The organism is Pseudomonas sp. LBUM1641 (assembly GCF_059716235.1).
On the sequence record NZ_CP166815.1, the window covers coordinates 12,011 to 36,279 of the forward strand.

Annotated in this window: 24 protein-coding genes; 12 read left to right on the top strand and 12 right to left on the bottom strand. The window is 61.6% G+C overall.

Features of this window, described 5'->3' with window-relative positions; translation table 11 throughout:
* Positions 1-56: 56 nt before the first annotated feature.
* From gmhB to glyQ, 3 genes are read right to left on the bottom strand one after another with little or no spacing between them, the layout of a single operon-like run.
* Positions 57-596: a D-glycero-beta-D-manno-heptose 1,7-bisphosphate 7-phosphatase gene (gene gmhB, locus ACA046_RS00050; RefSeq protein WP_173860314.1), complete on the bottom strand. Its 540-nt coding sequence runs from the start codon at positions 594-596 to the stop codon at positions 57-59.
* Positions 596-2,650: a glycine--tRNA ligase subunit beta gene (gene glyS / locus ACA046_RS00055; RefSeq protein WP_459024952.1), complete on the bottom strand. Its 2,055-nt coding sequence runs from the start codon at positions 2,648-2,650 to the stop codon at positions 596-598. Before glyS ends, gmhB begins: the two co-directional genes overlap by 1 nt.
* Positions 2,647-3,600 carry a glycine--tRNA ligase subunit alpha gene (gene glyQ, locus ACA046_RS00060; RefSeq protein ID WP_003213601.1) on the bottom strand — a complete coding sequence of 318 codons (954 nt, stop codon included), beginning with the start codon at positions 3,598-3,600 and terminating at the stop codon, positions 2,647-2,649. Before glyQ ends, glyS begins: the two co-directional genes overlap by 4 nt.
* 81 nt (positions 3,601-3,681) lie before the next feature.
* Between glyQ and ACA046_RS00065 the strand changes: the two genes are divergently transcribed.
* Positions 3,682-4,239 carry a DNA-3-methyladenine glycosylase I gene (locus ACA046_RS00065; RefSeq protein WP_076013276.1) on the top strand — a complete coding sequence of 186 codons (558 nt, stop codon included), beginning with the start codon at positions 3,682-3,684 and terminating at the stop codon, positions 4,237-4,239.
* Positions 4,240-4,279: 40 nt separating this feature from the next.
* A complete protein-coding gene (locus tag ACA046_RS00070; RefSeq protein ID WP_459024955.1) occupies positions 4,280-5,167 on the top strand; it encodes a lysophospholipid acyltransferase in 888 nt (295 codons plus the stop codon).
* Between the two features lie 104 nt (positions 5,168-5,271).
* Here the strand turns inward: ACA046_RS00070 and ACA046_RS00075 are convergent, their stop codons facing one another.
* Genes ACA046_RS00075 through def form a run of 5 tightly spaced genes read right to left on the bottom strand, consistent with a single transcriptional unit; the run spans position 5,272 to position 9,828 of the window.
* Positions 5,272-5,583 carry a tetratricopeptide repeat protein gene (locus tag ACA046_RS00075; protein ID WP_497675658.1) on the bottom strand — a complete coding sequence of 104 codons (312 nt, stop codon included), beginning with the start codon at positions 5,581-5,583 and terminating at the stop codon, positions 5,272-5,274.
* An 18-nt stretch (positions 5,584-5,601) separates the two neighbouring features.
* On the bottom strand, positions 5,602-6,975 hold the full coding sequence (gene trkA / locus ACA046_RS00080) for a Trk system potassium transporter TrkA (protein ID WP_003213611.1): 1,374 nt from the start codon (positions 6,973-6,975) through the stop codon (positions 5,602-5,604).
* A 22-nt stretch (positions 6,976-6,997) separates the two neighbouring features.
* On the bottom strand, positions 6,998-8,308 hold the full coding sequence (gene rsmB, locus ACA046_RS00085; RefSeq protein ID WP_497675659.1) for a 16S rRNA (cytosine(967)-C(5))-methyltransferase RsmB: 1,311 nt from the start codon (positions 8,306-8,308) through the stop codon (positions 6,998-7,000).
* Complete coding sequence (gene fmt, locus ACA046_RS00090) at positions 8,305-9,264, bottom strand: methionyl-tRNA formyltransferase (protein ID WP_497675660.1); 960 nt, start codon at positions 9,262-9,264, stop codon at positions 8,305-8,307. Before fmt ends, rsmB begins: the two co-directional genes overlap by 4 nt.
* A gap of 57 nt (positions 9,265-9,321) precedes the next feature.
* Positions 9,322-9,828, bottom strand: a complete 507-nt coding sequence (gene def / locus ACA046_RS00095) for a peptide deformylase (RefSeq protein ID WP_003213617.1) — start codon at positions 9,826-9,828, stop codon at positions 9,322-9,324.
* 150 nt (positions 9,829-9,978) lie between these two features.
* Between def and ACA046_RS00100 the strand changes: the two genes are divergently transcribed.
* The 3 genes from ACA046_RS00100 to tsaC all read left to right on the top strand — a co-directional run bounded on the left by ACA046_RS00100 (position 9,979) and on the right by tsaC (position 12,537).
* Entirely contained in the window at positions 9,979-10,758 is a 780-nt protein-coding gene (locus ACA046_RS00100) for a peptidoglycan-binding protein (RefSeq protein WP_167664618.1), read from the top strand.
* A gap of 72 nt (positions 10,759-10,830) precedes the next feature.
* On the top strand, positions 10,831-11,925 hold the full coding sequence (gene dprA / locus ACA046_RS00105; RefSeq protein ID WP_497675661.1) for a DNA-processing protein DprA: 1,095 nt from the start codon (positions 10,831-10,833) through the stop codon (positions 11,923-11,925).
* Between the two features lie 54 nt (positions 11,926-11,979).
* Positions 11,980-12,537, top strand: a complete 558-nt coding sequence (tsaC, locus tag ACA046_RS00110) for an L-threonylcarbamoyladenylate synthase type 1 TsaC (protein WP_003213622.1) — start codon at positions 11,980-11,982, stop codon at positions 12,535-12,537.
* Positions 12,538-12,697: 160 nt separating this feature from the next.
* Here tsaC and ACA046_RS00115 read toward each other — a convergent pair whose 3' ends face one another.
* Positions 12,698-13,675, bottom strand: coding sequence for an NADPH:quinone reductase (locus ACA046_RS00115; protein ID WP_076013283.1), 978 nt, complete (start codon positions 13,673-13,675; stop codon positions 12,698-12,700).
* 159 nt (positions 13,676-13,834) lie between these two features.
* Here ACA046_RS00115 and hemF point away from each other — a divergent pair, with 159 nt between their 5' ends.
* Together hemF and aroE are read left to right on the top strand one after the other, a co-directional pair.
* On the top strand, positions 13,835-14,764 hold the full coding sequence (gene hemF, locus ACA046_RS00120) for an oxygen-dependent coproporphyrinogen oxidase (protein WP_459024968.1): 930 nt from the start codon (positions 13,835-13,837) through the stop codon (positions 14,762-14,764).
* Positions 14,764-15,582, top strand: a complete 819-nt coding sequence (gene aroE / locus ACA046_RS00125) for a shikimate dehydrogenase (protein ID WP_459024970.1) — start codon at positions 14,764-14,766, stop codon at positions 15,580-15,582. The genes hemF and aroE overlap by 1 nt, the downstream gene beginning before the upstream one ends.
* Before the next feature lie 53 nt (positions 15,583-15,635).
* Here aroE and ACA046_RS00130 read toward each other — a convergent pair whose 3' ends face one another.
* From ACA046_RS00130 to betC, 3 genes are all read right to left on the bottom strand, one after another.
* Positions 15,636-17,204, bottom strand: a complete 1,569-nt coding sequence (locus tag ACA046_RS00130; RefSeq protein WP_497675662.1) for a SulP family inorganic anion transporter — start codon at positions 17,202-17,204, stop codon at positions 15,636-15,638.
* 150 nt (positions 17,205-17,354) lie between these two features.
* Positions 17,355-18,275, bottom strand: coding sequence for a choline ABC transporter substrate-binding protein (gene choX / locus ACA046_RS00135; RefSeq protein ID WP_167664622.1), 921 nt, complete (start codon positions 18,273-18,275; stop codon positions 17,355-17,357).
* Positions 18,276-18,291: 16 nt separating this feature from the next.
* Positions 18,292-19,806: a choline-sulfatase gene (gene betC / locus ACA046_RS00140; protein ID WP_459024976.1), complete on the bottom strand. Its 1,515-nt coding sequence runs from the start codon at positions 19,804-19,806 to the stop codon at positions 18,292-18,294.
* Positions 19,807-19,909: 103 nt separating this feature from the next.
* Here betC and ACA046_RS00145 point away from each other — a divergent pair, with 103 nt between their 5' ends.
* The 5 genes from ACA046_RS00145 (at position 19,910) to dgoD (ending at position 24,105) form a co-directional block, all read left to right on the top strand.
* Positions 19,910-20,860, top strand: coding sequence for a choline sulfate utilization transcriptional regulator (locus ACA046_RS00145; RefSeq protein ID WP_497675663.1), 951 nt, complete (start codon positions 19,910-19,912; stop codon positions 20,858-20,860).
* 31 nt (positions 20,861-20,891) lie between these two features.
* On the top strand, positions 20,892-21,218 hold the full coding sequence (locus tag ACA046_RS00150; RefSeq protein ID WP_459024980.1) for a DOPA 4,5-dioxygenase family protein: 327 nt from the start codon (positions 20,892-20,894) through the stop codon (positions 21,216-21,218).
* A 102-nt stretch (positions 21,219-21,320) separates the two neighbouring features.
* On the top strand, positions 21,321-22,289 hold the full coding sequence (locus ACA046_RS00155) for a 2-dehydro-3-deoxygalactonokinase (protein WP_497675664.1): 969 nt from the start codon (positions 21,321-21,323) through the stop codon (positions 22,287-22,289).
* A gap of 13 nt (positions 22,290-22,302) precedes the next feature.
* Positions 22,303-22,923, top strand: a complete 621-nt coding sequence (locus ACA046_RS00160) for a 2-dehydro-3-deoxy-6-phosphogalactonate aldolase (RefSeq protein ID WP_003213643.1) — start codon at positions 22,303-22,305, stop codon at positions 22,921-22,923.
* Between the two features lie 33 nt (positions 22,924-22,956).
* Positions 22,957-24,105 carry a galactonate dehydratase gene (gene dgoD, locus ACA046_RS00165; protein WP_003213645.1) on the top strand — a complete coding sequence of 383 codons (1,149 nt, stop codon included), beginning with the start codon at positions 22,957-22,959 and terminating at the stop codon, positions 24,103-24,105.
* Positions 24,106-24,269 lie beyond the last annotated feature (164 nt).

Here is a 24,269-nt window from a genome sequence, read left to right on the forward strand (position 1 = left end):
CGCCTGTTAAAAGCGCGCTCCCGAACAGTCCTTGGTCAGGAAGTCGAGAAGTGCTGCTAGTTGTTGATAAGTTCTGCGGCAACCGCCGCCAGATCGTCAAAAATCAAGGTGCCTACCGGCAGGGTTTTAGCCTGGGTCTTTTCGCCTTTCCCGGTTTTTACCAAAACTGGCTGAGAGTCGACGGCCTTGGCGGCTTCCAGGTCACCGAGGCTATCCCCGACAAACCAAAGCCCAGCCAATGGCACGTTGTAATGTTCAGCAATAGTTTTAAGCATACCCGGTTTGGGCTTGCGGCAATCGCAACCTTCATCCGGGCCATGTGGGCAATACACCACCAGCCCTACTTCACCGCCCTGCTCGGCCACCAGCATGCGCAGGCGCGCGTGCATGGCGTCGAGGGTGGCGATGTCGTAGTAGCCGCGGGCGATGCCGGACTGGTTGGTGGCGATGGCCACCGTCCAGCCCGCTTTGCTCAACTGCGCGATGGCCTCGATCGAGCCGGGCAGTGGAATCCATTCCGCCACCGATTTGATGTAAGCGTCGGAGTCGTAATTGATCACTCCGTCCCGGTCGAGAATCAGCAGTTTCAACATGATCAGCTCAGGGTCGAAATGTCAGCAATGTTGACGAACAAACCACGCAGACGCGCCAGCATGGCGTAGCGGTTTTTCCGTACGCCCGCGTCTTCGGCATTGATCATCACCGCTTCAAAGAACGCATCCACCGGCTCACGCAAGGTGGCCAGGCGCGCCAGTGCTTCGGCGTAGTTGCGTTCGGCGATCAGCGGCTTCACTGCGTTTTCTGCCTTGGCGATGGCCGAGTTCAGCGAGAACTCCTTGGCATCGGCAAACAGGCCCGGGTCGACTTCGGCATTGCCGAGGTTGTCGGCCTTGCTCAGCAGGTTCGATACACGCTTGTTCACAGCGGCCAGGGCACCGGCTTCCGGCAATTTGCGGAAGGCCTGAACGGCTTGTACACGTTGGTCGAAGTCCAGCGCCGAACCCGGTTGCAGGGCACGTACCGACAGGTACACCGAAACGTCAACGCCTTCGTCTTCGTAACGCGCACGCAGACGATCGAACACGAACTCCAGCACTTGCTCGGCCAGGCCCGCTTGCTTGACCTTGGCACCAAACTGGCCGACAGCGAATACCACGGCCTGTGTCAGGTCGAGGTCGAGCTTCTTGTCGATCAGGATCCGCAGCACACCCAGGGCCGCACGGCGCAGGGCATACGGGTCTTTGCTGCCGGTAGGCAACATGCCGATACCGAAGATACCGACGAGGGTATCCAGCTTGTCAGCGATGGCTACGGCCGCACCGGTGAGGGTGGTTGGGAGCTCGGCGCCAGCACCGCGCGGCATGTACTGCTCGTTCAGCGCCAGGGCGACGTCTTCCGGTTCGCCATCATTGAGGGCGTAGTAGTAACCGGCAACACCTTGCATTTCCGGGAACTCGCCGACCATCTCGGTGGCCAGGTCGCACTTGGACAGCAGGCCGGCACGCGCCGCCCAGGCAGCATCGCCACCAATGCGTGGCGCGATGTAGGCCGCCAGCTTGGAGACGCGCACGGCCTTGTCGTAGACGCTGCCGAGTTTTTCCTGGAACACCACGTTCTGCAGGCGCAGGTTGAAGTCTTCGAGCTTCTGCTTTTTGTCTTGCTTGAAGAAGAACTCGGCGTCGGTCAGGCGCGGGCGAACGACTTTCTCGTTACCGGCGATGATCTGCTGCGGGTCCTTGCTTTCGATGTTGGCCACGGTGATGAACCGCGGCAGCAACTTGCCGTCGACGTCCAGCAGGCAGAAATACTTCTGGTTGTCCTGCATGGTGGTGATCAGCGCTTCCTGCGGCACGTCGAGGAAACGTTCTTCGAACGAGCACACCAGCGGCACTGGCCACTCAACCAAAGCGGTCACTTCGTCCAGCAGGCTTGGCGGCACGATGGCGGTGCCTTCCTGCAGGCGGGCCAGTTCTTCAGTGCGTTTGCTGATCAGCTCGCGACGCTCATTGGCATCGGCCAGCACGTAGGCGGCACGCAGGTCAGTGGCGTAGTTGGCCGGCGAGGTGATGCGCACGGCTTCAGGATGGTGGAAGCGGTGACCACGGGAATCACGGCCGGCCTTCTGGGCGAGGATGGTGCAGTCGACGACGTCGTCACCGAGCAGCATCACCAGCCATTGGGTTGGACGCACGAACTCTTCCTTGCGGGCACCCCAGCGCATGCGCTTCGGGATCGGCAGGTCGTTCAGGGAATCTTCAACGATGGTCGGCAACAGGCTGGCAGTCGGCTTACCGGTGATGACCTGGCTGAAACGCAGTTTCGGGCCGCTCTGGTCGATCTCGCTCAGCTCGACGCCACACTTCTTGGCAAAACCAAGGGCGGCTTGAGTCGGGTTGCCTTCAGCATCGAAGGCGGCCTGGCGTGGCGGGCCGTCGAGGTTGATGCTGCGGTCCGGCTGCTGGGTTTCCAGCGCGGTGAGCAACACCGCCAGGCGACGCGGCGCGGCGTAGACCTTCTTCGCGGCGAACTTCAGGCCAGCGGTTTGCAGGCCTTTTTCGATACCGGCCAGAAACGCATCGGCCAGCGTGTTGAGTGCCTTGGGTGGCAGCTCTTCGGTGCCCAGTTCAACCAGGAAATCTTGAGCACTCATTGTGCAGCCTCCAGCTTAGCCAACACTTCATCACGCAGGTCCGGGGTTGCCATCGGGAAGCCCAGTTTGGCCCGAGCCAGCAGGTAGGCTTGGGCGACGGAACGCGCCAGGGTGCGTACACGCAGGATGTATTGCTGGCGCGCGGTGACCGAGATGGCACGGCGAGCATCCAGCAGGTTGAAGGTGTGGGATGCCTTCAGCACCATTTCATAGCTTGGCAACGGCAGCGGCTGATCCAGTTCGATCAGGCGCTTGGCTTCGCTTTCATAGAAGTCGAACAGCTCGAACAGTTTCTCGACGTTGGCGTGTTCGAAGTTGTAGGTCGACTGCTCCACTTCGTTCTGGTGGAACACATCGCCGTAGGTGACCTTGCCGAACGGGCCGTCAGCCCATACCAGGTCGTAGACCGAGTCCACGCCTTGCAGGTACATGGCCAGACGCTCGAGACCGTAGGTGATCTCGCCGGTCACCGGGTAGCACTCGATGCCACCGGCTTGCTGGAAGTAAGTGAACTGCGTCACTTCCATGCCGTTGAGCCAGACTTCCCAGCCCAGGCCCCAGGCGCCGAGGGTTGGCGATTCCCAGTTGTCTTCGACGAAACGGATGTCGTGGACCAGCGGGTCCAGGCCGACATGTTTCAGCGAGCCCAGGTACAGCTCCTGGAAGTTGTCCGGGTTCGGCTTCAGAACCACCTGGAACTGGTAGTAATGCTGCAGGCGGTTCGGGTTTTCGCCGTAGCGGCCGTCAGTCGGGCGACGACTGGGCTGCACATAAGCGGCGTTCCAGGTTTCCGGGCCGATGGCCCGCAGGAAGGTAGCGGTGTGGAAAGTGCCGGCGCCTACTTCCATATCGTAGGGCTGAAGTACCACACAACCTTGCTCGGCCCAGTATTGCTGGAGGGCGAGGATCAAGTCTTGGAAGGTACGCACGGCTGGCGTAGGCTGGCTCACGAAATTCACCTGTTACTTGGGCTGCGATTTAAAGAGCGGGAGTATACCCGATTCGGCCGCGCCACCATCCCCTGGAGCCTTATGCCACGCTGCTTTTGGTGTTCTGAAGATCCGCTGTACATGGCTTATCACGATCAGGAGTGGGGAACGCCGCTGCGCGATGCGCAGGGACTGTTCGAGTTGCTTTTGCTCGAAGGGTTCCAGGCGGGCCTGTCCTGGATCACCGTTTTACGCAAACGCGAGCACTATCGAAAGGTCTTGTTTGGATTTGATGCACAGCGTTTGGCGCAACTGAGCGATGCCGAGATTGAAGCGCTGATGCTCGATCCGGGCATCGTGCGTAACCGCCTGAAACTCAATGCCACCCGGCGCAATGCCGCCGCCTGGCTGACGCTGGAGGATCCTGTGGGGTTGCTCTGGTCGTTTGTTGGCGGCGTGCCCAAGGTCAATCATTTCAAGGATCGCAGCCAGGTTCCGGCGATTACGCCTGAAGCGGAAGCCATGAGCAAAGCCCTGAAAAAAGCCGGCTTCACGTTCGTCGGACCGACCATCTGCTACGCGTTCATGCAGGCCTCGGGCATGGTCATGGACCACACCCAGGACTGCGACCGTTACGCGGACTTGGCCAACGCCGGTTAGAATGGCGGCTTTGCGCACCACAAACGATCAGGAGTGACCTGTGGAAAAGTTTAAAGGCGCCTTGCTGGTAGGCGCTCTTCGGTTGTTTGCCCTGCTGCCTTGGCGCGCGGTGCAAGCGGTCGGTTCGGCAATTGGCTGGATCATGTGGAAAACCCCCAACCGCTCCCGCGAGACGGTGCGGATCAACCTGTCCAAATGCTTCCCCAACATGGACCCGGCCGAGCGCGAGCGCTTGGTGGGCCAGAGCCTCAAGGATATCGGCAAGTCCCTGACCGAAAGCGCTTGCGCCTGGATCTGGCCGGCCCAGCGCTCCATTGACCTGGTGCGTGAAGTCGAAGGCCTGGAAGTGCTGCACGAAGCCCTGGCCTCGGGTAAAGGCGTGGTGGGTATCACCAGCCACCTGGGCAACTGGGAAGTGTTGAACCACTTCTATTGCAGCCAGTGCAAACCGATCATTTTCTACCGTCCGCCGAAGCTCAAGGCGGTGGATGACTTGCTGCGCAAACAGCGGGTGCAACTGGGCAATCGTGTGGCGGCGTCCACCAAGGAAGGCATCCTCAGTGTGATCAAGGAGGTGCGTAAAGGTGGCCAGGTGGGCATTCCTGCCGACCCGGAACCGGCGGAATCCGCCGGGATTTTTGTGCCGTTCTTCGCCACCCAGGCGCTGACCAGCAAGTTCGTACCGAACATGTTGGCGGGGCACAAGGCGGTCGGGGTGTTCCTGCATGCCCTGCGGCTGCCGGATGGCTCGGGCTACAAAGTGATCCTGGAAGCGGCACCGGAAGACATGTACAGCACGGACACTGCGACTTCGTGTGCGGCGATGAGCAAGGTGGTGGAGCGGTATGTGGCCGCTTACCCAAGCCAGTACATGTGGAGCATGAAGCGCTTCAAGAAACGCCCGCCGGGTGAGGCGCGGTGGTATTGACCCGCTTCCTGTAGGAGCGAGCTTGCTCGCGAAGGTCGTTAACGATTATGCGGTCTTTCTGATTTGACGCGGCGCTCTCGGGTTTTTCGCGAGCAAGCTCGCTCCTACAGGTGTTTATCGAGTTTCTTCAGGAATACGGTCATTTCTTTTTCGGCTTGCTTGTCGCCATGGGCCTGGGCCGCTGTAATCCCCTGCTCCCACGCCAACCGCGCCGCAGCACTATCACCCTGCCCCAATTGCGCCTTGCCCAACAGCTTCCAAGCCGCCGAATACTTCGGATCGAACTCGACGCATTTCTGCAAATGCTCCGCCGCCTTGGCGTTGTCCTTCAGGTCCAGATAACCCTTGCCCAACCCAAACCGCAGCAGTGAGTTATCCATACCCTTGGCGAGCATTTTTTCCAGGGATTCGAGCATGTCGGTCACTACGATTGATCAGAAAAAGCTCAGGCCCACGTGGAACAGCTTCTCCACATCGCGGATATGTTTTTTATCCACAAGGAACAGAATCACATGGTCGCCGGTGGCGATCACCGTGTCGTCGTGGGCGATGATCACTTCTTCATCGCGAATGATTGCGCCAATGGTAGTACCCGGTGGCAGGCCGATATCGCGGATCGCCTTGCCAATCACCTTGCTCGACTTCGAGTCGCCGTGGGCAATCGCCTCGATGGCTTCCGCCGCGCCCCGGCGCAATGAATGCACGCTGACGATATCGCCGCGCCGCACGTGGGCCAGCAAGGTACCGATGGTTGCCAGTTGCGGGCTGATGGCGATGTCGATATCGCCACCCTGGATCAGGTCGACATAGGCCGGATTGTTGATGATGGTCATCACCTTCTTCGCCCCCAGCCGCTTGGCCAGCAACGACGACATGATGTTGGCTTCATCATCGTTGGTCAGGGCCAGGAAAATGTCGGCGTCGGCGATGTTTTCTTCCAGCAGCAGGTCACGGTCCGAGGCGCTGCCTTGCAGGACCACGGTGCTGTCGAGGGTGTCGGACAAGTACCGGCAGCGTGCCGGATTCATCTCGATGATCTTCACCTGATAGCGGCTTTCGATGGCCTCGGCCAGGCGCTCGCCGATCTGCCCGCCGCCGGCGATGACGATGCGTTTGTAGGTCTCATCCAGCCGGCGCATTTCGCTCATCACCGCGCGAATATTCGCCTTGGCCGCGATGAAAAATACTTCGTCGTCGGCTTCGATCACCGTATCGCCCTGCGGCAGGATCGGCCGGTCGCGACGGAAGATTGCCGCCACCCGCGTCTCGACGTTGGGCATGTGCTCGCGCAGCTGGCGCAGTTGCTGGCCCACCAACGGCCCGCCGTAGTACGCCTTGACCGCCACCAGTTGCGCCTTGCCTTCGGCAAAGTCGATTACCTGCAAGGCGCCCGGGTGTTCGATCAGGCGCTTGATGTAGTGGGTCACCACCTGTTCCGGGCTGATCAGCACGTCCACCGGGATCGCGTCATTGTCGAACAGTCCCGCGCGCGTCAGGTACGCGGCCTCACGCACCCGAGCGATTTTGGTCGGGGTGTGGAACAGGGTGTGGGCCACCTGGCAGGCGACCATGTTGGTCTCGTCACTGTTGGTGACTGCCACCAGCATGTCGGCATCGTCGGCACCGGCCTGGCGCAGCACCGTAGGAAACGAGGCACGGCCTTGTACGGTACGGATATCCAGACGGTCGCCCAAATCCCGCAGGCGCTCCGCGTCGGTGTCGACCACGGTGATGTCGTTGGCTTCGCTGGCCAAATGCTCGGCCAGCGTACCGCCGACCTGCCCTGCGCCGAGGATGATGATTTTCATCCGGTCACTCCCTTAAAACCATTCAGCCGCGAGCGGCGGCAATCTTGATCAGCTTGGCGTAATAGAACCCGTCGTGGCCGCCTTCCTGGGCCAGCAACTGGCGGCCATGAGGCTGCTTGATCCCGGCCTGGATGTCGAGGTCCAGTTCTCGTACGCCGCTGGTGCGGGCCAGGAAGGCTTCGATGACTTCGGTGTTTTCGGTGGGCAGCGTTGAGCAGGTGGCGTATAGCAGGATGCCGCCGACTTCGAGGGTCGGCCACAACGCGTCCAGCAATTCACCTTGCAGCACGGCCAGGGCGGCGATGTCGTCGGGTTGGCGGGTCAGCTTGATGTCCGGGTGGCGGCGGATCACGCCGGTGGCGGAACACGGCGCGTCCAGCAGGATGCGCTGGAAGGGCTTGCCGTCCCACCAGGTGGCAGTGTCGCGGCCATCGGCGGCGATCAGTTCGGCGCTCAGGCCCAGGCGCGCGAGGTTTTCCCGCACGCGCACCAGGCGCTTGGCTTCCAGGTCGACGGCGACGACGCCGGCCAGGTCCGCTTGCACTTCCATGATGTGGCAGGTTTTGCCGCCGGGAGCGCAGCAGGCGTCCAGCACGCGTTGGCCAGGCGCCAGGTCCAGCAGGTCGGCGGCCAGTTGTGCGGCTTCGTCCTGCACGCTGATCCAGCCTTCGGCGAACCCGGGCAGGTTACGGACATCGCCCGGTTCTGTAAGAACGATGCCGTCCTGGCTGTAGACACAGGCCGTGGCTGCTACGCCGGCTTCGCCAAGCAGCGCGAGATACGCATCGCGAGTGTGATGACGGCGATTGACCCGCAGGATCATCGGCGGGTGCGCGTTGTTAGCGGCGCAGATGGCTTCCCATTGCTCGGGCCAGAATGCCTTCAGGGATTTTTGCAGCCAGCGCGGGTGGGCGGTACGCACCACCGGGTCATGTTCCAGTTCGGCCAGCAGCGCTTCGCTTTCGCGCTGGGCGCGGCGTAGCACGGCGTTGAGCAATGCCTTGGCCCAGGGCTTTTTCAGTTTGTCGGCGCAACCGACGGTTTCGCCGATGGCGGCGTGGGCCGGCACGCGGGTATAGAGCAGTTGATAGAGGCCCACCAGCAACAGCGCCTCGACATCGGCATCTGCGGCCTTGAACGGCTTTTGCAGCAGCTTGGCCGCCAGCGCCGACAACCGCGGCTGCCAGCGGGCGGTGCCGAAAGCCAGGTCCTGGGTGAAGCCGCGATCGCGGTCTTCGACTTTATCCAGCTGGGTCGGCAACGAACTGTTGAGGGAAGCCTTGCCGTTGAGTACGGCGGCCAGGGCCTTGGCGGCTGCCAGACGTGGGTTCATTGGGTGTCTACCGCTTGGCCGAGGACGATGCCGACGGCAAATTTCTCACGACGGCTGTTGAACAAATCGCTGAAGTTCAGCGCCTTGCCGCCGGGCAATTGCAGACGGGTCAGGCACAGCGCCTGTTCGCCGCACGCTACCAACAGGCCGTCTTTGCTGGCGCCGATGATCTCGCCGGGGGCGCCCTTGCCTTCGGCCAGGGTGGCGGCCAGTACTTTCAAGGCTTCGCCATTGAGGGTGCTGTGGCAGATTGGCCAAGGGTTGAAGGCGCGCACCAGGCGCTCCAGCTCAACGGCCGGGCGGCTCCAGTCGATGCGGGCTTCGTCCTTGTTCAACTTGTGGGCGTAGGTGGCGAGGCTGTCGTCCTGCACTTCGCCTTGCAGGGTGCCGGCGGCGAGGCCGGCGATGGCCTGGACTACCGCCGGCGGGCCCATTTCGGCGAGGCGATCGTGCAGGCTGCCGCCCGTGTCTTGACCAGTGATCGGGGTGGTGACTTTCAGCAGCATCGGGCCGGTGTCCAGGCCTGCTTCCATGCGCATTACGGTCACACCGCTTTCGGCATCACCGGCTTCAACGGCACGCTGTATCGGTGCCGCGCCACGCCAGCGAGGCAGCAGCGAGGCGTGGCTGTTGATGCAGCCCAGGCGCGGTATATCCAGCACGGCCTGCGGCAGGATCAAACCATAAGCCACCACCACCAGCAGGTCCGGCTTCAGCTCAGCCAGTTCGGCTTGGGCATCGGCGTTGCGCAGGGTTGGCGGCTGCAGCACGACAATGTTGTGCTCAAGTGCAAGCTGCTTGACCGGACTCGGCATCAGCTTTTGCCCACGACCGGCCGGGCGATCGGGCTGGGTGTAGACCGCCACGATTTCATACGGGCTGGCGAGCAGGGCCTTGAGGTGTTCGGCGGCGAATTCGGGGGTGCCGGCAAAAACGATGCGCAGTGGCTCGGTCATGGGAAACGTCTCACAAAAGAAAAAGGCTTGCCGGAGCAAGCCTTTGAAAGAAGGGAATCAAGCTTGCTGGCGATGCTTCTTTTCCAGCTTCTTCTTGATCCGGTCGCGTTTAAGCGTGGACAGGTAATCGACAAACAGCTTGCCGTTGAGGTGGTCGCATTCGTGTTGGATGCACACCGCCAGCAGGCCTTCGGCAATCATCTCGAACGGCTTGCCGTCACGGTCCAGGGCCTTGATCTTGACGCGCTGGGGACGGTCGACGTTCTCGTAGAAGTCGGGTACCGACAGGCAGCCTTCCTGATACTGGCCCATCTCGTCGGTCAGGGTTTCGAACTCAGGGTTGATAAACACCAAGGGCTCGCTGCGGTCTTCGGACAGGTCCATGACCACGACGCGCTGATGCACGTCGACCTGAGTCGCGGCGAGGCCGATACCCGGGGCTTCATACATTGTTTCAAACATGTCATCGACCAACTGACGAACCTTGGCGTCCACTACGGCCACTGGCTTGGCAATGGTGCGCAGGCGTGAGTCCGGAAATTCGAGGATGTTCAAAATAGCCATAAGCGTAATTGCTGCACATGTGAGGTAAAGGCAAGTCGGCGCCGGGGATGGACCCCTGCTGTACCGGTGTAAGTGCCGTGGGAGAACGTCCGAGAGCCGCGAAGGCCAAGGCGTTTCACGCGAATGCACATAATAAAGGAGATTCACCCCATGAGGAAATCGCTACTCGTCTTGCTGCTGTGGGCCCAGGCCGTTGTTGGCCAGGTTCCCGCGAGCTTTCCACAGGCGGGTCAACCGCTGCCGCTTCATACGCAGCAAGCCATCCAGCGCTTTTTACTGCACAACCGCATTCTCGATACGCCCCAGGAACTGGACCACGCTCCCTATATTGTTGCAGCAGATGCCGGCCGAGTATTGGGCGCCAATGGCGAACGTGTTTATGCGCGTGGGCCCCTGGACCCTGCCGTCCAAAGTTACGGGATTTTCCGCCGGGGCCAGGCTTATACCGACCCCGATAGCCAGGAATTGCTGGGCATCAACGCCGACGACATAGGCACCGCACGTTTTGTGACAGCGGGCGACGTCAGCACATTGGGTGTGCAGCGGGTGACCCAGGAGGTGCGTCCCGGGGACCGGTTGCTCGGCCAGCAAGCACCCACGGACCTGGCCAGCCTGGTGGTTCAGTGGCCTGCCCGCGCCATTGCCGGGCACATCATCGACATACCCCGGGGCGTGACGCAGATCGGTGTGCTGGATGCGGTGACGTTGAACAAGGGCCGCCGTGACGGGCTGATGGAAGGTCATTTGCTGGCGGTGGTGAAAGCCGGTGAAACCATTCGGGACAGAGTGACCGGCGCGCCGGTGAAGATGCCTGACGAGCCAGCCGGAACGCTGGTGGTGTTTCGCACCTACGAAAAGCTCAGTTACGGCCTGGTGCTCAGCGCGTCCCGATCCCTCGCGGTAATGGACCGTTTTGAGGTGCCTGATTGAAGGCAATAATTAGGTTGCTAAATAAGTTACCAACAGAGTTATCCACAGCTTGTTCCGATCAAGGACGATCAAATGTTACCGACGAATAACCGCGAAATTTCCCCGGCAGAGCTGGAAGCCCGACTACGCTTGCACAGGCTGCCGGAACTGGGTCCCAAAGGTTTTCAAAAGCTCATCGAGGCGTTTGGTTCTGCGTCAAAAGCCATCAGCGCACCGGCGAGTGCCTGGCGTTCACTGGGACTCAAGGTGGCCAGCGCCGACGCCCCGCGCAGTGAGGAAGTACGTGATGGTGCCAGTGCGGCACTGGCCTGGCTGGAGTGTCCGGTCCAGCATTTGCTGATGTGGGACCAGCCCGACTACCCGGCGCTGCTGGCAGAATTGGATGACGCACCCCCGCTATTATTCGTCGCCGGCAACCCGGCGATTCTGGAAAAACCGCAACTGGCGATGGTCGGTAGCCGTCGTGCCTCCAGGCCAGGAATGGACACCGCCGCCGCGTTTTCCCGCAGCCTGGCCAGTGCCGGTTTTGTCATCACCAGCGGCCTTGCCCTGGGTATCGATGGCGCTGCTCACCAGGCGGCGTTGGATGTTGGTGGACATACAATCGGCGTGCTGGGCACCGGGCTCGAAAACTTTTATCCACAGCGCCACCGACGCCTGGCCGAAGCGATGATTGCCCAAGGCAGCGCCGTGGTTTCCGAGTTTCCGTTGGACGCCCCGCCCCAGGCCGGTAACTTCCCGCGGCGTAACCGCATAATCAGCGGCCTGTCCCTTGGAGTGCTGGTAGTGGAAGCCAGCATGGCCAGCGGTTCGCTGATCACCGCACGCCTGGCGGCGGAGCAAGGGCGCGAGGTATACGCCATCCCCGGCTCGATCCATCACCCCGGGGCCAAAGGCTGCCATCAACTGATCCGCGATGGGGCGGTGCTGGTGGAAACCATTGAACACATCCTCGAAAACCTGCGCGGCTGGCAGGCACTTTCCCGCCCGGCGCCGATTGCAGTCACTCACCCGCTGGTGGCGCTGTTGCACGCGGCGCCCCACACCAGCGAAGCCTTGGCGATTGCCAGCGGAAGGGCCTTGTCCGAGGTGCTGGCCAGCCTGACGGAACTCGAGCTGGAAGGCCGGGTAATCTGCGAAAGTGGGCGCTGGTTTGCGCGCGGCTAGGTTTTGTAACGAAGATCGGTAAACTGCGCAGAGCTTTAGTCCGGAGAGTGAGCAATGGTCAACAGGTGGCGTGTGCGAGAAGCCGCACGAGAAATTCGCGCAGGCGCGGTGATTGCCTATCCAACCGAGGCGGTCTGGGGCCTGGGCTGTGACCCTTGGAACGAAGAGGCCGTGGATCGGTTGCTGGCGATCAAGGGCCGGTCTGTGGATAAGGGGCTGATCCTGATTGCTGACAATATCCGTCAGTTCGATTTTCTCTTCGAAGACTTTCCTGATGAGTGGATGGACCGCATGGCCAGTACCTGGCCGGGTCCCAATACGTGGCTGGTGCCCCATCAGGATTTGTTGCCCGAGTGGATCACCGGTGTGCATGACACGGTGGCGCTACGGGTGACTGATCATCCGCAAGTGCGGGATCTGTGCTCGCTGGTCGGGCCGCTGATTTCCACCTCGGCCAACCCACAGGGCCGCCCGGCGGCGCGCACGCGGATTCGTGTGGAGCAGTATTTCCGTGGGCAGGTGGATCTGGTGTTGGGCGGGAATCTGGGGGGGCGCAAGAACCCGAGTTTGATTCGGGATCTGGCGACGGGCGAGGTTGTGCGGCCTTCCTGAGACCGAGTCGCCTTCATTCGCGAGCAAGTCGAATCGTCGCACCGCCGCTCCCACATTTGACCGAGTCCAATTTTTGGAACGTGGACAAATGTGGGAGCGGCGGTGCGACGATTCGACTTGCTCGCGAAGAGGCCCTCAAAGCCGCTGAAAATCCAACGCCCTATGGCAACAGAATGGTCGACCCAGTCGTCCGCCGCGCCGACAACTCAATTTGCGCCTTCGCCGCATCCCCCAACGAAAACCGCTGGTTAATATCAATCTGCAACTTGCCACTGATGATCATCGAAAACAGATCATCCGCCATCGCCTGTAGATTTTCCGGGTTGTTGGCATAGGTCGCCAAAGTCGGCCGGGTGACATACAGCGAGCCCTTGGCCGCCAGAATCCCCAGGTTAACCCCATCCACAGCGCCCGACGCATTCCCAAAACTCACCACCAACCCGCGGGGTGCCACGCTGTCCAGCGAGGTAAGCCAAGTGTCCTTGCCTACGCCGTCGTACACCACCGGGCATTTCTTGCCGTCAGTCAGTTCCAGCACGCGCTGTGCGACGTTTTCCTTGCTGTAGTCGATGGTTTCCCAGGCACCGAGGGATTTTGCCAGCGCTGCCTTTTCCGGCGAACTGACGGTACCGATCAGCTTCACGCCCAAGGCTTTGGCCCATTGGCACGCCAGCGAGCCCACACCACCGGCAGCGGCGTGGAACAGGATGGTTTCGCCGCCCTTCAACTCATAGGTCTGACGCAGCAGGTACTGCACGGTCAGGCCCTTGAGCATCGCGCCAGCGGCCTGTTCGAAGCTGATGTCGTCTGGCAGGTGCACCAGGTTGGCAGCCGGCAACACATGCAATTCGCTGTAGGCACCCAGCGGGCCGCTGCCGTAGGCCACGCGATCACCGACCTTGAACTGAGTGACTTCGCTGCCCACCGCATCAACCACGCCAGCGCCTTCCGCGCCCAGGCCCGACGGCAAGGCCGGTGGCGCATACAGGCCGCTGCGGAAATAGGTGTCGATGAAGTTCAGGCCAATGGCCTTGTTCTGCACGCGAACCTGCTGCGGGCCGGGTTCTGCCGGGGTGTAGTCCACATACTCAAGTACTTCGGGGCCGCCATGGGCACGGAACTGGATACGTTTGGCCATCTGCACTCTCCTCAAGTCAATTTCGCGTAGCCCCCTATCGGACTCCTAAGCTTGATCTTCGTCAACTGCGGCAATACGGGGTGCAGTGGTATCCTGTGCGCCCATTTGCCGCCGACGCCCAATGGCCTCGCGTAGCTTTGCCCGATTCAAGGTGATGTCATGACTACCCGCACCGAGGCTGTCAAAGCCTACCTGCTCGACCTGCAAGACCGCATTTGCAGCGCCCTGGAATCCTTTGAGACGGACACTCGCTTTATCGAAGACGCCTGGACCCGGCCTGCCGGCGGCGGTGGTCGCACCCGTGTGATCGAAAACGGTTCGGTGATCGAAAAAGGCGGCGTTAACTTTTCCCACGTATTTGGCAGCGGCCTCCCACCGTCCGCCAGTGCCCATCGCCCAGAATTGGCCGGTCGCGGTTTTGAAGCCCTCGGCGTGTCGCTGGTGATCCACCCGCACAACCCGCATGTGCCGACCTCCCACGCCAACGTACGGTTTTTCATCGCTGAAAAAGAAGGCGAAGAGGCGGTGTGGTGGTTCGGTGGCGGTTTCGACCTGACGCCCTACTACGGCAACGAAGAAGACTGCATCCACTGGCACCGCGTCGCCGAACAGGCCTGTGCGCCGTTTGGCCCGGACGTGTACTCGCGCTACAAGGCCTGGTGCGACACCTACTTCCACATCAAGCACCGCAACGAACCCCGAGGCATCGGCGGTTTGTTCTTCGATGATTTGAACGAGTGGGACTTCGACACCAGCTTCGCCTTCATGCGCGCCATTGGCGATGCCTACATCGACGCCTACCTGCCGATCGTCCAGCGCCGCAAGGCCATGGCCTATACCGAGCAGCAGCGAGAGTTCCAGGAATTCCGCCGTGGCCGCTACGTCGAGTTCAACCTGGTCTACGACCGTGGCACCCTGTTTGGCCTGCAATCCGGCGGGCGCACCGAGTCAATCCTGATGTCGCTACCACCGCAAGTGCGTTGGAGCTACGACTGGAAGGCCGCGCCTGAAAGCGAAGAAGCACGTCTTACCGATTACTTCCTGCAAGACCGCGACTGGCTGGGCGTGCTGCCCAAGGCGGCGGTCTGATGGATCGTTATGTCGTCTTCGGCAACCCCATCGGCCACAGCAAGTCGCCGCTGATTCACCGCCTGTTCGCCGAACAGACCGGTGAGCAACTGGACTACAGCACCCTGCTCGCGCCGCTGGAGGATTTCACTGGCTGTGCCCGCGAGTTTTTCCAGCAAGGCCGTGGTGCCAACGTCACCGTGCCGTTCAAGGAAGAGGCCTATCGCCTGGCCAACACCCTCACCGAGCGCGCGCAACGTGCCGGCGCGGTGAATACCCTGAGCAAACTCGCCGATGGCAGCCTCTTGGGAGACAACACCGACGGCGCCGGCCTGGTGCGGGATTTGACGGTGAATGCCGGGTTCAGCCTGCAAGGGAAACGCATCCTGCTGCTGGGTGCTGGCGGTGCCGTGCGCGGTGCGCTGGAGCCGTTACTGGCAGAGCAACCGGCGTCGCTGATCATCGCCAACCGCACCGTGGAAAAAGCCGAACTGCTCGCCGAGCTGTTCGACGACCTCGGGCCGGTGTCCGCCAGCGGTTTTGACTGGCTGCGTGAGCCGGTGGACCTGATCATCAACGCCACGTCCGCCAGCCTGTCAGGCGATGTACCGCCGATTGCCGGCAGCCTCGTTGAGCCGGGCAAGACCTTTTGCTACGACATGATGTACGCCAAGGAGCCTACGGCGTTTTGCCGTTGGGCCAATGATCAGGGCGCCGCGGTAGCGATGGATGGCCTGGGAATGTTGGTGGAGCAGGCGGCGGAAGCGTTCTACCTGTGGCGCGGCGTGCGCCCGGATTCGGCGCCGGTTTTAGCTGAACTGCGCAGGCAACTGGCCTGATGCAAATCTAAATGTGGGAGCAGGCAAGCCAGCTCCCACAGTTTCAACCGCGTTCAGTCTTCGAAATGGATGGGGCATTTATCGGCCCCTTCCAGTTTCTTCAACTCTTCCACCACCTGCGGCCGGGCCTTGCGCAACGCCAGGCTGCGCCCCAATCCGTTCAATCGGCGCGCTTCCTGGTGCAGCATCTCCACCCCGGAATAGTCGATAAAGTTGATCTGCTGCGCCTCGATCACCACCCGCTGGCCGTGCAGGCTTTGCAGCCGCACCTGCAGGTAATGGCTGGCGCCGAAAAAGATCGAGCCGCCGACCCGCAGCACATCGTCCTCACCGTCACGCCATTGCTGGACTCGCGGCTGCGAGGTGCGCTTGAGATAGAAAAACAGCGACGCCAGCACACCCGCATAAATCGCCGTCTGCAATTCCAGCAGCAGCGTGGCGATGCAGGTCAGGCTCATCACCACGAACTCTGCGCGGCTGACCCGGAACAGCGCCCGAATACCGCGATGGTCCACCAACCCCCAGCAAATCAGCAGGATGCTCGCGGCCATGCTCGGGATCGGGATATGCGCAATCAGGGCCGCGCCGAACAGCGCAAACAGCGCCACCCACAGCGCAGAAAACACCCCGGCCAGCGGCGAGCAAGCACCTGCTTCATAGCTCAGGCCCGAACGGGTGAAGGAACCTGCCGACAAGTACCCGGAGAAAAATCCGCCGACGATGTTGGATAAACCCTGCGCACGCACTTCCTGATTCGCATCGAGCAATTGCTGGGAGCGGGCCGACAGCGAGCGCGCAATCGACAGGCTGGTCACCAGCCCGAGCATGCCCACCGCCACGGCACTCGGCAGCAGGCGCAAAACCATGTCCAAATCCATCGGCAGCGGGCTGAAGGGCGGCAGTTTGCCGATAAATGAACTGACCAACGCCACCTGCCCGAACATCGCCGGCCATAGCCAAGGGATGAGGCTACCCAAGGCCAGCGCGATCAACAGTGTGGGCCAGCGCGGCACCCACAGTTTCAGCAGCACCCCCACCAGCAAGGTGCCGAGCCCGAGCACCAATGAAGGATGATTCCATTCCCCTGCATGGTTGATCAGCGCCAGCAGGCTGTTGATCGCCGTGGCCTGGCTGGGCAGGTCCAGCCCCAGCAGATTGGGCAGTTGCCCCAGTGCGATCACCACCGCAGCGCCGAGGGTGAAGCCGAGCACCACTGAGTGTGAGACGAAGTTCACCAGGGCACCGAAGCGCAGCATGCCCAGCAGCCATTGGAAGACGCCGGCCAGGAAGGTCAGCAACAGGATGAGCGTGATGTAGTCCTGGGAGCCGGGCACGGCCAGCGGGCTGACGCTGGCGTACAGCACGATGGAAATCGCGGCCGTAGGACCGCAGATCAGGTGCCAGGAAGAGCCCCACAAGCAGGCGATCAATACCGGAAGGATTGCGGCGTACAGGCCGTATTCCGGTGGGAGACCGGCGATCAGTGCGTAGGCAATGGATTGCGGTAATGCCAGGACTGCACCGCTCAGGCCGACGATTGCATCTCGCCCGACGCTGGCGCGGGTTTGGCGCGGGAGCCAGCCGAGGAAGGGGAAGAGTGTATGGCGGTTGGGCCAGGGCATTGGAAACTCGGGCTGGAAGGATTGGGTCAGGATATCAGTTGGTCAGGCGTAGCAGCTGCCGAGCCTTGGCGAGGCTGCGTTGGCGGCGTATCTGACACACCGCGGACGCAGCCTCGCCAAGGCTCGACAGCTGCTACGCGGGTTTTAGCGTTAGAGCTTGGCTTTTACGGCAGCCAGCGCATCCTGGCCATCGACGGTTTTAACCCCGTCCAGCCACTTGTCCAACACCGCCGGATTTGCCTTGATCCAGGCCTTCGCCGCATCAGCGTTGCTCACCTTCTTGTTCACCACCTCTGCCATGATGGCGTTCTCCATCTCCTGGGTGAAACTCAGGTTGGTCAGCAATTTCCCGACATTCGGGCAGGCCTGCGCATAGCCCTTGCGGGTCAAGGTATACACGCTGCCGGTGTCACCAAAGTACTTTTCCCCGCCTTTGAGATAATGCATCTTCAGTTGCACGTTCATCGGGTGCGGCGTCCAGCCGAGGAAGGTCACGAACTTCTGCTTCTTCACCGCCCGGGACACTTCGGCGAGCATCGCCTGTTCACTGGACTCGATCAGCTTCCACTGGCCCAGGTCAAAGTCGTTTTTCTTGATGATTTCCTGCAACGAGATGTTCGCCGGCGCACCCGAACCGATGCCATAGATCTTCTTGTCGAACTTGTCGGCAAACTTGTTCAGGTCGGCAAAATCATGCACCCCGGCGTCCCACACGTAGTCCGGCACGGCGAGGGTGAACTCGGTGCCGTCGAGGTTCTTCGCCAGTTGCACCACATCGCCATTGGCCACGAACTTGTCGTAGAAGCCCTGCTGCGCCGGCATCCAGTTACCCAGGAACACATCCACCTGGCCGTCCTTGAGCCCGCCAAAGGTGATCGGCACCGCAAGGGTATCGACCTTGGCCTTGTAGCCCATGCCGTTCAACAGGAAGCCGGTAATGGCATTGGTGGCGGCGATATCGCTCCAGCCCGGATCGGCCATCTTCACGGTGTCGCAGCTTGAGTCCGCGTAGGCACCGGCACTGCTCAATGCCAGCAGCGCAACGCTCAACACGGTGGATAACTTTTGCATGGCCTTCCCCTCAGTTTTATTGGTTTTGGCAGGGTTGTGGAAAACGTGCCTTGCGCTCCAGATCGTCGAGGTCGATATGGTTGCGCATGTATTGCTGACTGGCGTCTACCAGTGGCTGGTGGTCCCAGCTCTTCAGCTTGCCCTGGGTCAGCGCCTCGAATACCAGGCGGCGACGGCGTTGGCTGGCGAGCACCTGCTGGTGGATCGCCGGGATGTCCCATTTGGTCCGCGCCTCACTCAAAAACGCCTCGAACAGTGGCCGGTGTTCCGGTGACTGGCTGAGTTCTTCCCGCTCGTGCGGGTCGTTGTGCACATCGAACAATAGGCAAGGATCGTCCTCGCTGTAGATGAACTTGTAAGCGCCACGGCGAATCATCATCAGCGGGCTGATGGTGCCCTCGGCCATGTACTCGCCGAACACTTCGTCGTGCCCGCCCTGCCCTTGCAAGTGCGAGACCAGCGAGCGGCCGTCCAGTGGCAGGTTGGCGTCGAGTTGGCCGCCGGCCAGTTCCACCAAAGTCGGCAGCAGGTCGGCGGTGGACACGGCAGCCGTCACGCGGCCCGCAGCAAACTGCCCCGGCGCGCTGATCAGCAGCGGCACCCGGGCGGCCATTTCAAACCAGTGCATTTTGTACCAGAGCCCGCGCTCGCCGAGCATGTCGCCGTGGTCACCGGAGAAGATGATGATGGTGTCGTCGGCCAGGCCGGTGTCTTCCAGGGTTTGCAGCAGCTTGCCGACGTTGCTGTCGATGTAGCTGCACGCACCGAAGTAGGCGCGGCGCGCATCGCGGATCTTGTTCACCGGCAGCGGCTTGTCCCACAGGTCATAGACCTTGAGCAGGCGTTGGGAGTGAGGGTCCAAGTCAGCCTGCGGCGGCGTTGTAGGCAACGGGATGTCGTTGTCGTCGTACAGGTCCCAGAACGGTTTGGGAATCGTGTACGGGTCGTGTGGGTGCGTCATCGACACGGTCAGGCAGAACGGCTGGTCGCCATCCTCGCGGATATGGTCGAACAGGTACTGCTGGGCCTTGAACACCACCTCTTCGTCGAAATCCAGCTGGTTGGTGCGCACGCACGGCCCGGCTTGCAGCACCGACGCCATGTTGTGGTACCAGGTGGGACGCACGTCCGGCTCATCCCAGTTCACCGCCCAGCCATAGTCGGCGGGGTAGATGTCACTGGTCAGGCGTTCTTCATAACCGTGGAGCTGGTCGGGGCCGCAAAAATGCATCTTGCCCGACAGCGCCGTGCGGTAGCCGAGGCGACGCAGGTAGTGGGCATAGGTCGGCACGTCGGCGGGGAAATCGGCTGCGTTGTCGTAGGCGCCGATCTTGCTCGGCAGTTGGCCACTCACCAGGGTAAAGCGCGATGGCGCACACAGCGGGCTGTTGCAGTAAGCGGCGTCGAACACCACGCCCTCAGCGGCGAGGCGGCTCAAGTTCGGCAGTTTGATAGGCGAAGGACCGTAGAACGGAAGCATCGGCGCGGCCATTTGATCGGCCATGATAAAAAGAATGTTCTTGCGCTTCATGGTTTCGCGGCATTCCATAGTCAACGTTTATGCGAATGAGCATGCAGGCCATGGAAATCGTGGTAAAGCCCATGAGAATCAATGTCTAGGATAAGAACAGCTTATGTATGAATCCCTCGGTAACCTGTCACTCGACCTGCTGCGCGCGTTTGAAGCGGCGGCTCGCCAACGCAGCTTTACGGCGGCGGCGATGGAACTGGGCACCACCCAGCCGGCCATCAGCCAGCAGATCAAGCGTTTGGAAGCACAACTGAAGGTGCGCCTGTTTGATCGCATTTACCGTGGCATTGAACTGACCGACGCGGGCGCCCTGTTGTTCGAGCAGGTGCAGGCCGGCTTGCAGAGCATCAACCAAGGCTTGAGTGCGATTGCCGAGCAGGACCAGCACGAAGTCCTGCAGGTGGCGACCGACTTTGCGTTCGCCGCTTATTGGCTGATGCCGCGCCTGCATCGTTTCCACGAGGCGAACCCGCAGGTGGACGTGAGCCTGGTCACCAGCGAGCGCAATCACGCCTCGTTGCGCAGCGATATCGATGTGGCGGTGTTATTCGGCGACGGCCGTTTCAAACAGGGCGACAGCCTGTGGCTGTTCAACGAGGAAGTGTTCCCGGTGTGCAGCCCGCAGTTGCTCCAGGACCGCACCGCGCCGCTGCCGGTGCAGAGCCTGCTGGAGTTTCCCTTGCTGCACCTGCGCCAGCAAAACAACAACCAGTGGTTCGACTGGAGCGGCGTGTTTCGCGAGCTGGGCATCAACACGGCGCCCACCCCGGGCCAACTGCGTTTCGACAATTACACGCTGTTGATCCAGGCCGCGATCGCCGGCCAGGGCGTGGCCATCGGCTGGCGCCACCTTGTGGATAACTTGCTCGAGCAAAAGTGGCTGTGCCGGCCGATTGGCGACACCGTGATCTCACGCTTCGGCTATTACGTGGTGCTGCCCCAGCGCAAACGTCGCAGCCAGTTGATCGAACGTTTCGTCGACTGGCTGATGGCCGAACAAGCCAGCAGCGCACAATCGCTGACCGGTCTGGCCCTGCCGTCCATTGCGGTCTAGGATTTGCCGATCATTGAGCCCGGAGCCTGTCATGCAACGTATCAAGGGCTACCACGCCCACATCTACTTCGACGCCAACACCATCGACCAGGCGCGCAAACTCTGCGAGGACGCCGCGCAAATGTTCCCGCTGCGCATGGGACGGGTGCATGAGCGCCCGGTAGGCCCGCACCCGGACTGGAGCTGCCAGCTGGCGTTCGAGCCTGAATACATCGGCGTCGTGCTGCCGTGGCTGGCCCTTAACCGCAACGGCCTGGTGGTGTTCCTGCACCCCACCACCGGCGATGACCTCAAGGACCACACCGAACACGCTATCTGGATGGGGGCGATGCGCACGTTGGACCTGTCGATATTCTAAGTTTGCATATTCCCTATATATGGGACTGATATTTATATATTGAGACTTTGCCGGTCTTGGGTTTATATTCGCCTCATCCGCTCAGAACACTCAGGTGAAGCGATGCAGGCGCAATTGATCGCGCTCGATTGGGGAACCAGTTCCCTTCGTGCTTACAAGCTCGGCCCGGCAGGTGTCGTGATCGAACGACGCGCCCTGGCGTCGGGGATCATGCACTTGCCCACCGAACCCCGGGACATTGCCGGTGTTCGCTGTAGCAATGGCTTCGAGCTGGCATTCGATGCGGCCTGCGGTGACTGGCTCGATGCCCAGCCCGGCCTTCCGGTCATCGCCTGCGGCATGGTCGGCAGCGCCCAAGGCTGGAGCGAAGCGGCTTACCGCGACACCCCGGCGGATGTTTCCACCCTCGGCCAGGCGCTGCATGTTGTGCGCAGCCTGCGGGGCACAGCGGTGCACATCGTGCCCGGCGTGATTCAACGCGGCGCGTTGCCCAACGTGATGCGCGGCGAAGAAACCCAGGTGCTTGGCGTGCTGCAAAGCGTATCCGCCACTACCGGGAGCGACGTACTGATCGGCCTGCCGGGCAGCCATTCCAAGTGGGTCGAGGTGGTGGAAGGCTGCATCACCCACTTCGACACCTTCATGACCGGCGAGTTGTTCGCCGTGCTCAGCCAACACAGTATTTTGGGGCGCACCCAGCGACCTTCCGAAGAGTTCCAGGCGGCCGCTTTTGATCGCGGCGTGCAGGTGGCGCTGTCGGTGGACGGCCAGGCCGGGCTGTTGTCGAACTTGTTCAGCGCCCGCACCTTGGGATTGACCGGTGAGCTGGCGCCCGACGAGCAGCCCGACTATTTGTCCGGCCTGATGATCGGCCACGAACTCATGGGCCTGCGCACCCGCCAGGCTGCCCAGCAGCGCGACATCGTTCTGGTGGGCGCTACCCAACTCTGCACCCGCTACCAGCGTGCACTCCAACTCTGTGGCTTCCCCCGCGCGACCCTGGCACAGGAGGCTACCGAGCGTGGCCTTTGGCAGCTGGCCATGGCGGCGGGGCTGCTGCCTGCAACCTGACGAGAGGCTCGACATGCTCAAGCAAGCACTGACACACAACGGTTTGATCGCGATCCTGCGCGGCCTGCGACCGGAGGAGGCGTTGGCGATCGGCGAGGTGTTGTACACCGCGGGCTTCAGGGTGATCGAAGTGCCGCTCAACTCACCGGACCCTTATTCCAGCATCCGCATCCTGCGGGACAGCCTGCCCGCCGATTGCCTGATCGGCGCAGGCACCGTGCTGACCCCGGAACAGGTTGATCAAGTTAAAGCCGCCGGCGGCCAGGTGATCGTCATGCCCCATAGCGATGCCAAGGTGCTGCGTGCCGCCAAGGCTGCGGGCCTGTATCTGTCGCCGGGTGTCGCCACGCCCACCGAAGCCTTTGCCGCGCTGGCCGAAGGCGCCGACGTGCTGAAGCTGTTCCCCGCCGAGCAAATGGGCCCGGCCGTGGTCAAGGCCTGGCTCGCGGTACTGCCCGCGGGCACGGTGTTGCTGCCGGTGGGCGGCATCACTCCGGACAACATGCAGGTATTTTTCGACGCGGGCGTCAAAGGCTTCGGCCTGGGCTCCGGGTTGTTCAAGCCGGGCATGAGCGTCGCCCAAGTGGCGAGTAACGCCCAGGCCTACGTCGCGGCCTGGCACGCCTTGGGCTGATCAGCGTTCTCCATCTACAAGAGAGATAAGAAGATGAAAATCACCAAACTGACCACCTTCATCGTCCCGCCGCGCTGGTGCTTCCTCAAGGTTGAAACCGACCAGGGCGTGACCGGTTGGGGCGAACCTGTGGTCGAGGGCCGCGCCCACACCGTGGCTGCCGCCGTCGAAGAACTGTCCGACTACTTGATCGGCAAAGACCCACGCAATATCGAAGACATCTGGACGGTGCTCTATCGCGGCGGTTTCTACCGTGGCGGCGCGATCCATATGAGCGCCCTCGCCGGTATCGACCAGGCGCTGTGGGACATCAAGGGCAAGGCTCTCGGTGTGTCGGTCAGCGACCTGCTGGGTGGCCAGGTGCGCGACAAAATCCGCGTGTACTCGTGGATTGGTGGCGACCGCCCGGCCGACACTGCCCGCGCCGCCAAGGAAGCCGTGGCCCGTGGTTTTACTGCGGTGAAAATGAACGGCACCGAAGAGCTGCAATTTCTCGACAGCTTCGAAAAAGTCGACCAGGCCCTGGCCAACGTCGCCGCCGTGCGTGATGCGGTAGGCCCCAACGTCGGCATCGGCGTCGACTTCCATGGCCGGGTGCACAAGCCCATGGCCAAGGTGCTGATGAAGGAGCTCGATCCCTACAAACTGATGTTCATCGAAGAGCCGGTGCTCAGCGAAAACTACGAAGCGCTGAAAGAGCTGGCGCCGCTCACCAGCACCCCGATTGCCCTTGGCGAGCGCCTGTTCTCGCGCTGGGACTTCAAGCGCGTGCTCAGCGAAGGTTACGTCGACATCATCCAGCCGGATGCTTCCCACGCCGGCGGTATCACCGAAACCCGCAAGATCGCCAACATGGCCGAAGCCTACGACGTGGCCCTTGCCCTGCACTGCCCGCTCGGCCCGATTGCCCTGGCGGCGTGCCTGCAACTGGATGCGGTTTGCTACAACGCGTTCATCCAGGAACAGAGCCTGGGCATTCACTACAACGAGAGCAACGACCTGCTGGATTACGTACGTGACCCGGGCGTTTTCGACTACGACCAGGGCTTCGTGAAAATCCCCAACGGGCCAGGCCTGGGCATCGAGATCAACGAGGAATACGTGATCGAGCGCGCGGCCATCGGGCATCGCTGGCGCAACCCGATCTGGCGTCATGCCGATGGCAGTTTTGCGGAGTGGTAAATACCGCGAATTTGAGGTGAAAACCCGATCAATGTGGGAGCGGGCTTGCTCGCGAAGGCGGAGTGTCAGTCAACACATCCGCTGCTGGTAGACCGCTTTCGCGAGCAAGCCCGCTCCCACATTTGATCCGGTTTCTTCAGTAAGACCTGTCCTCAATAACCATA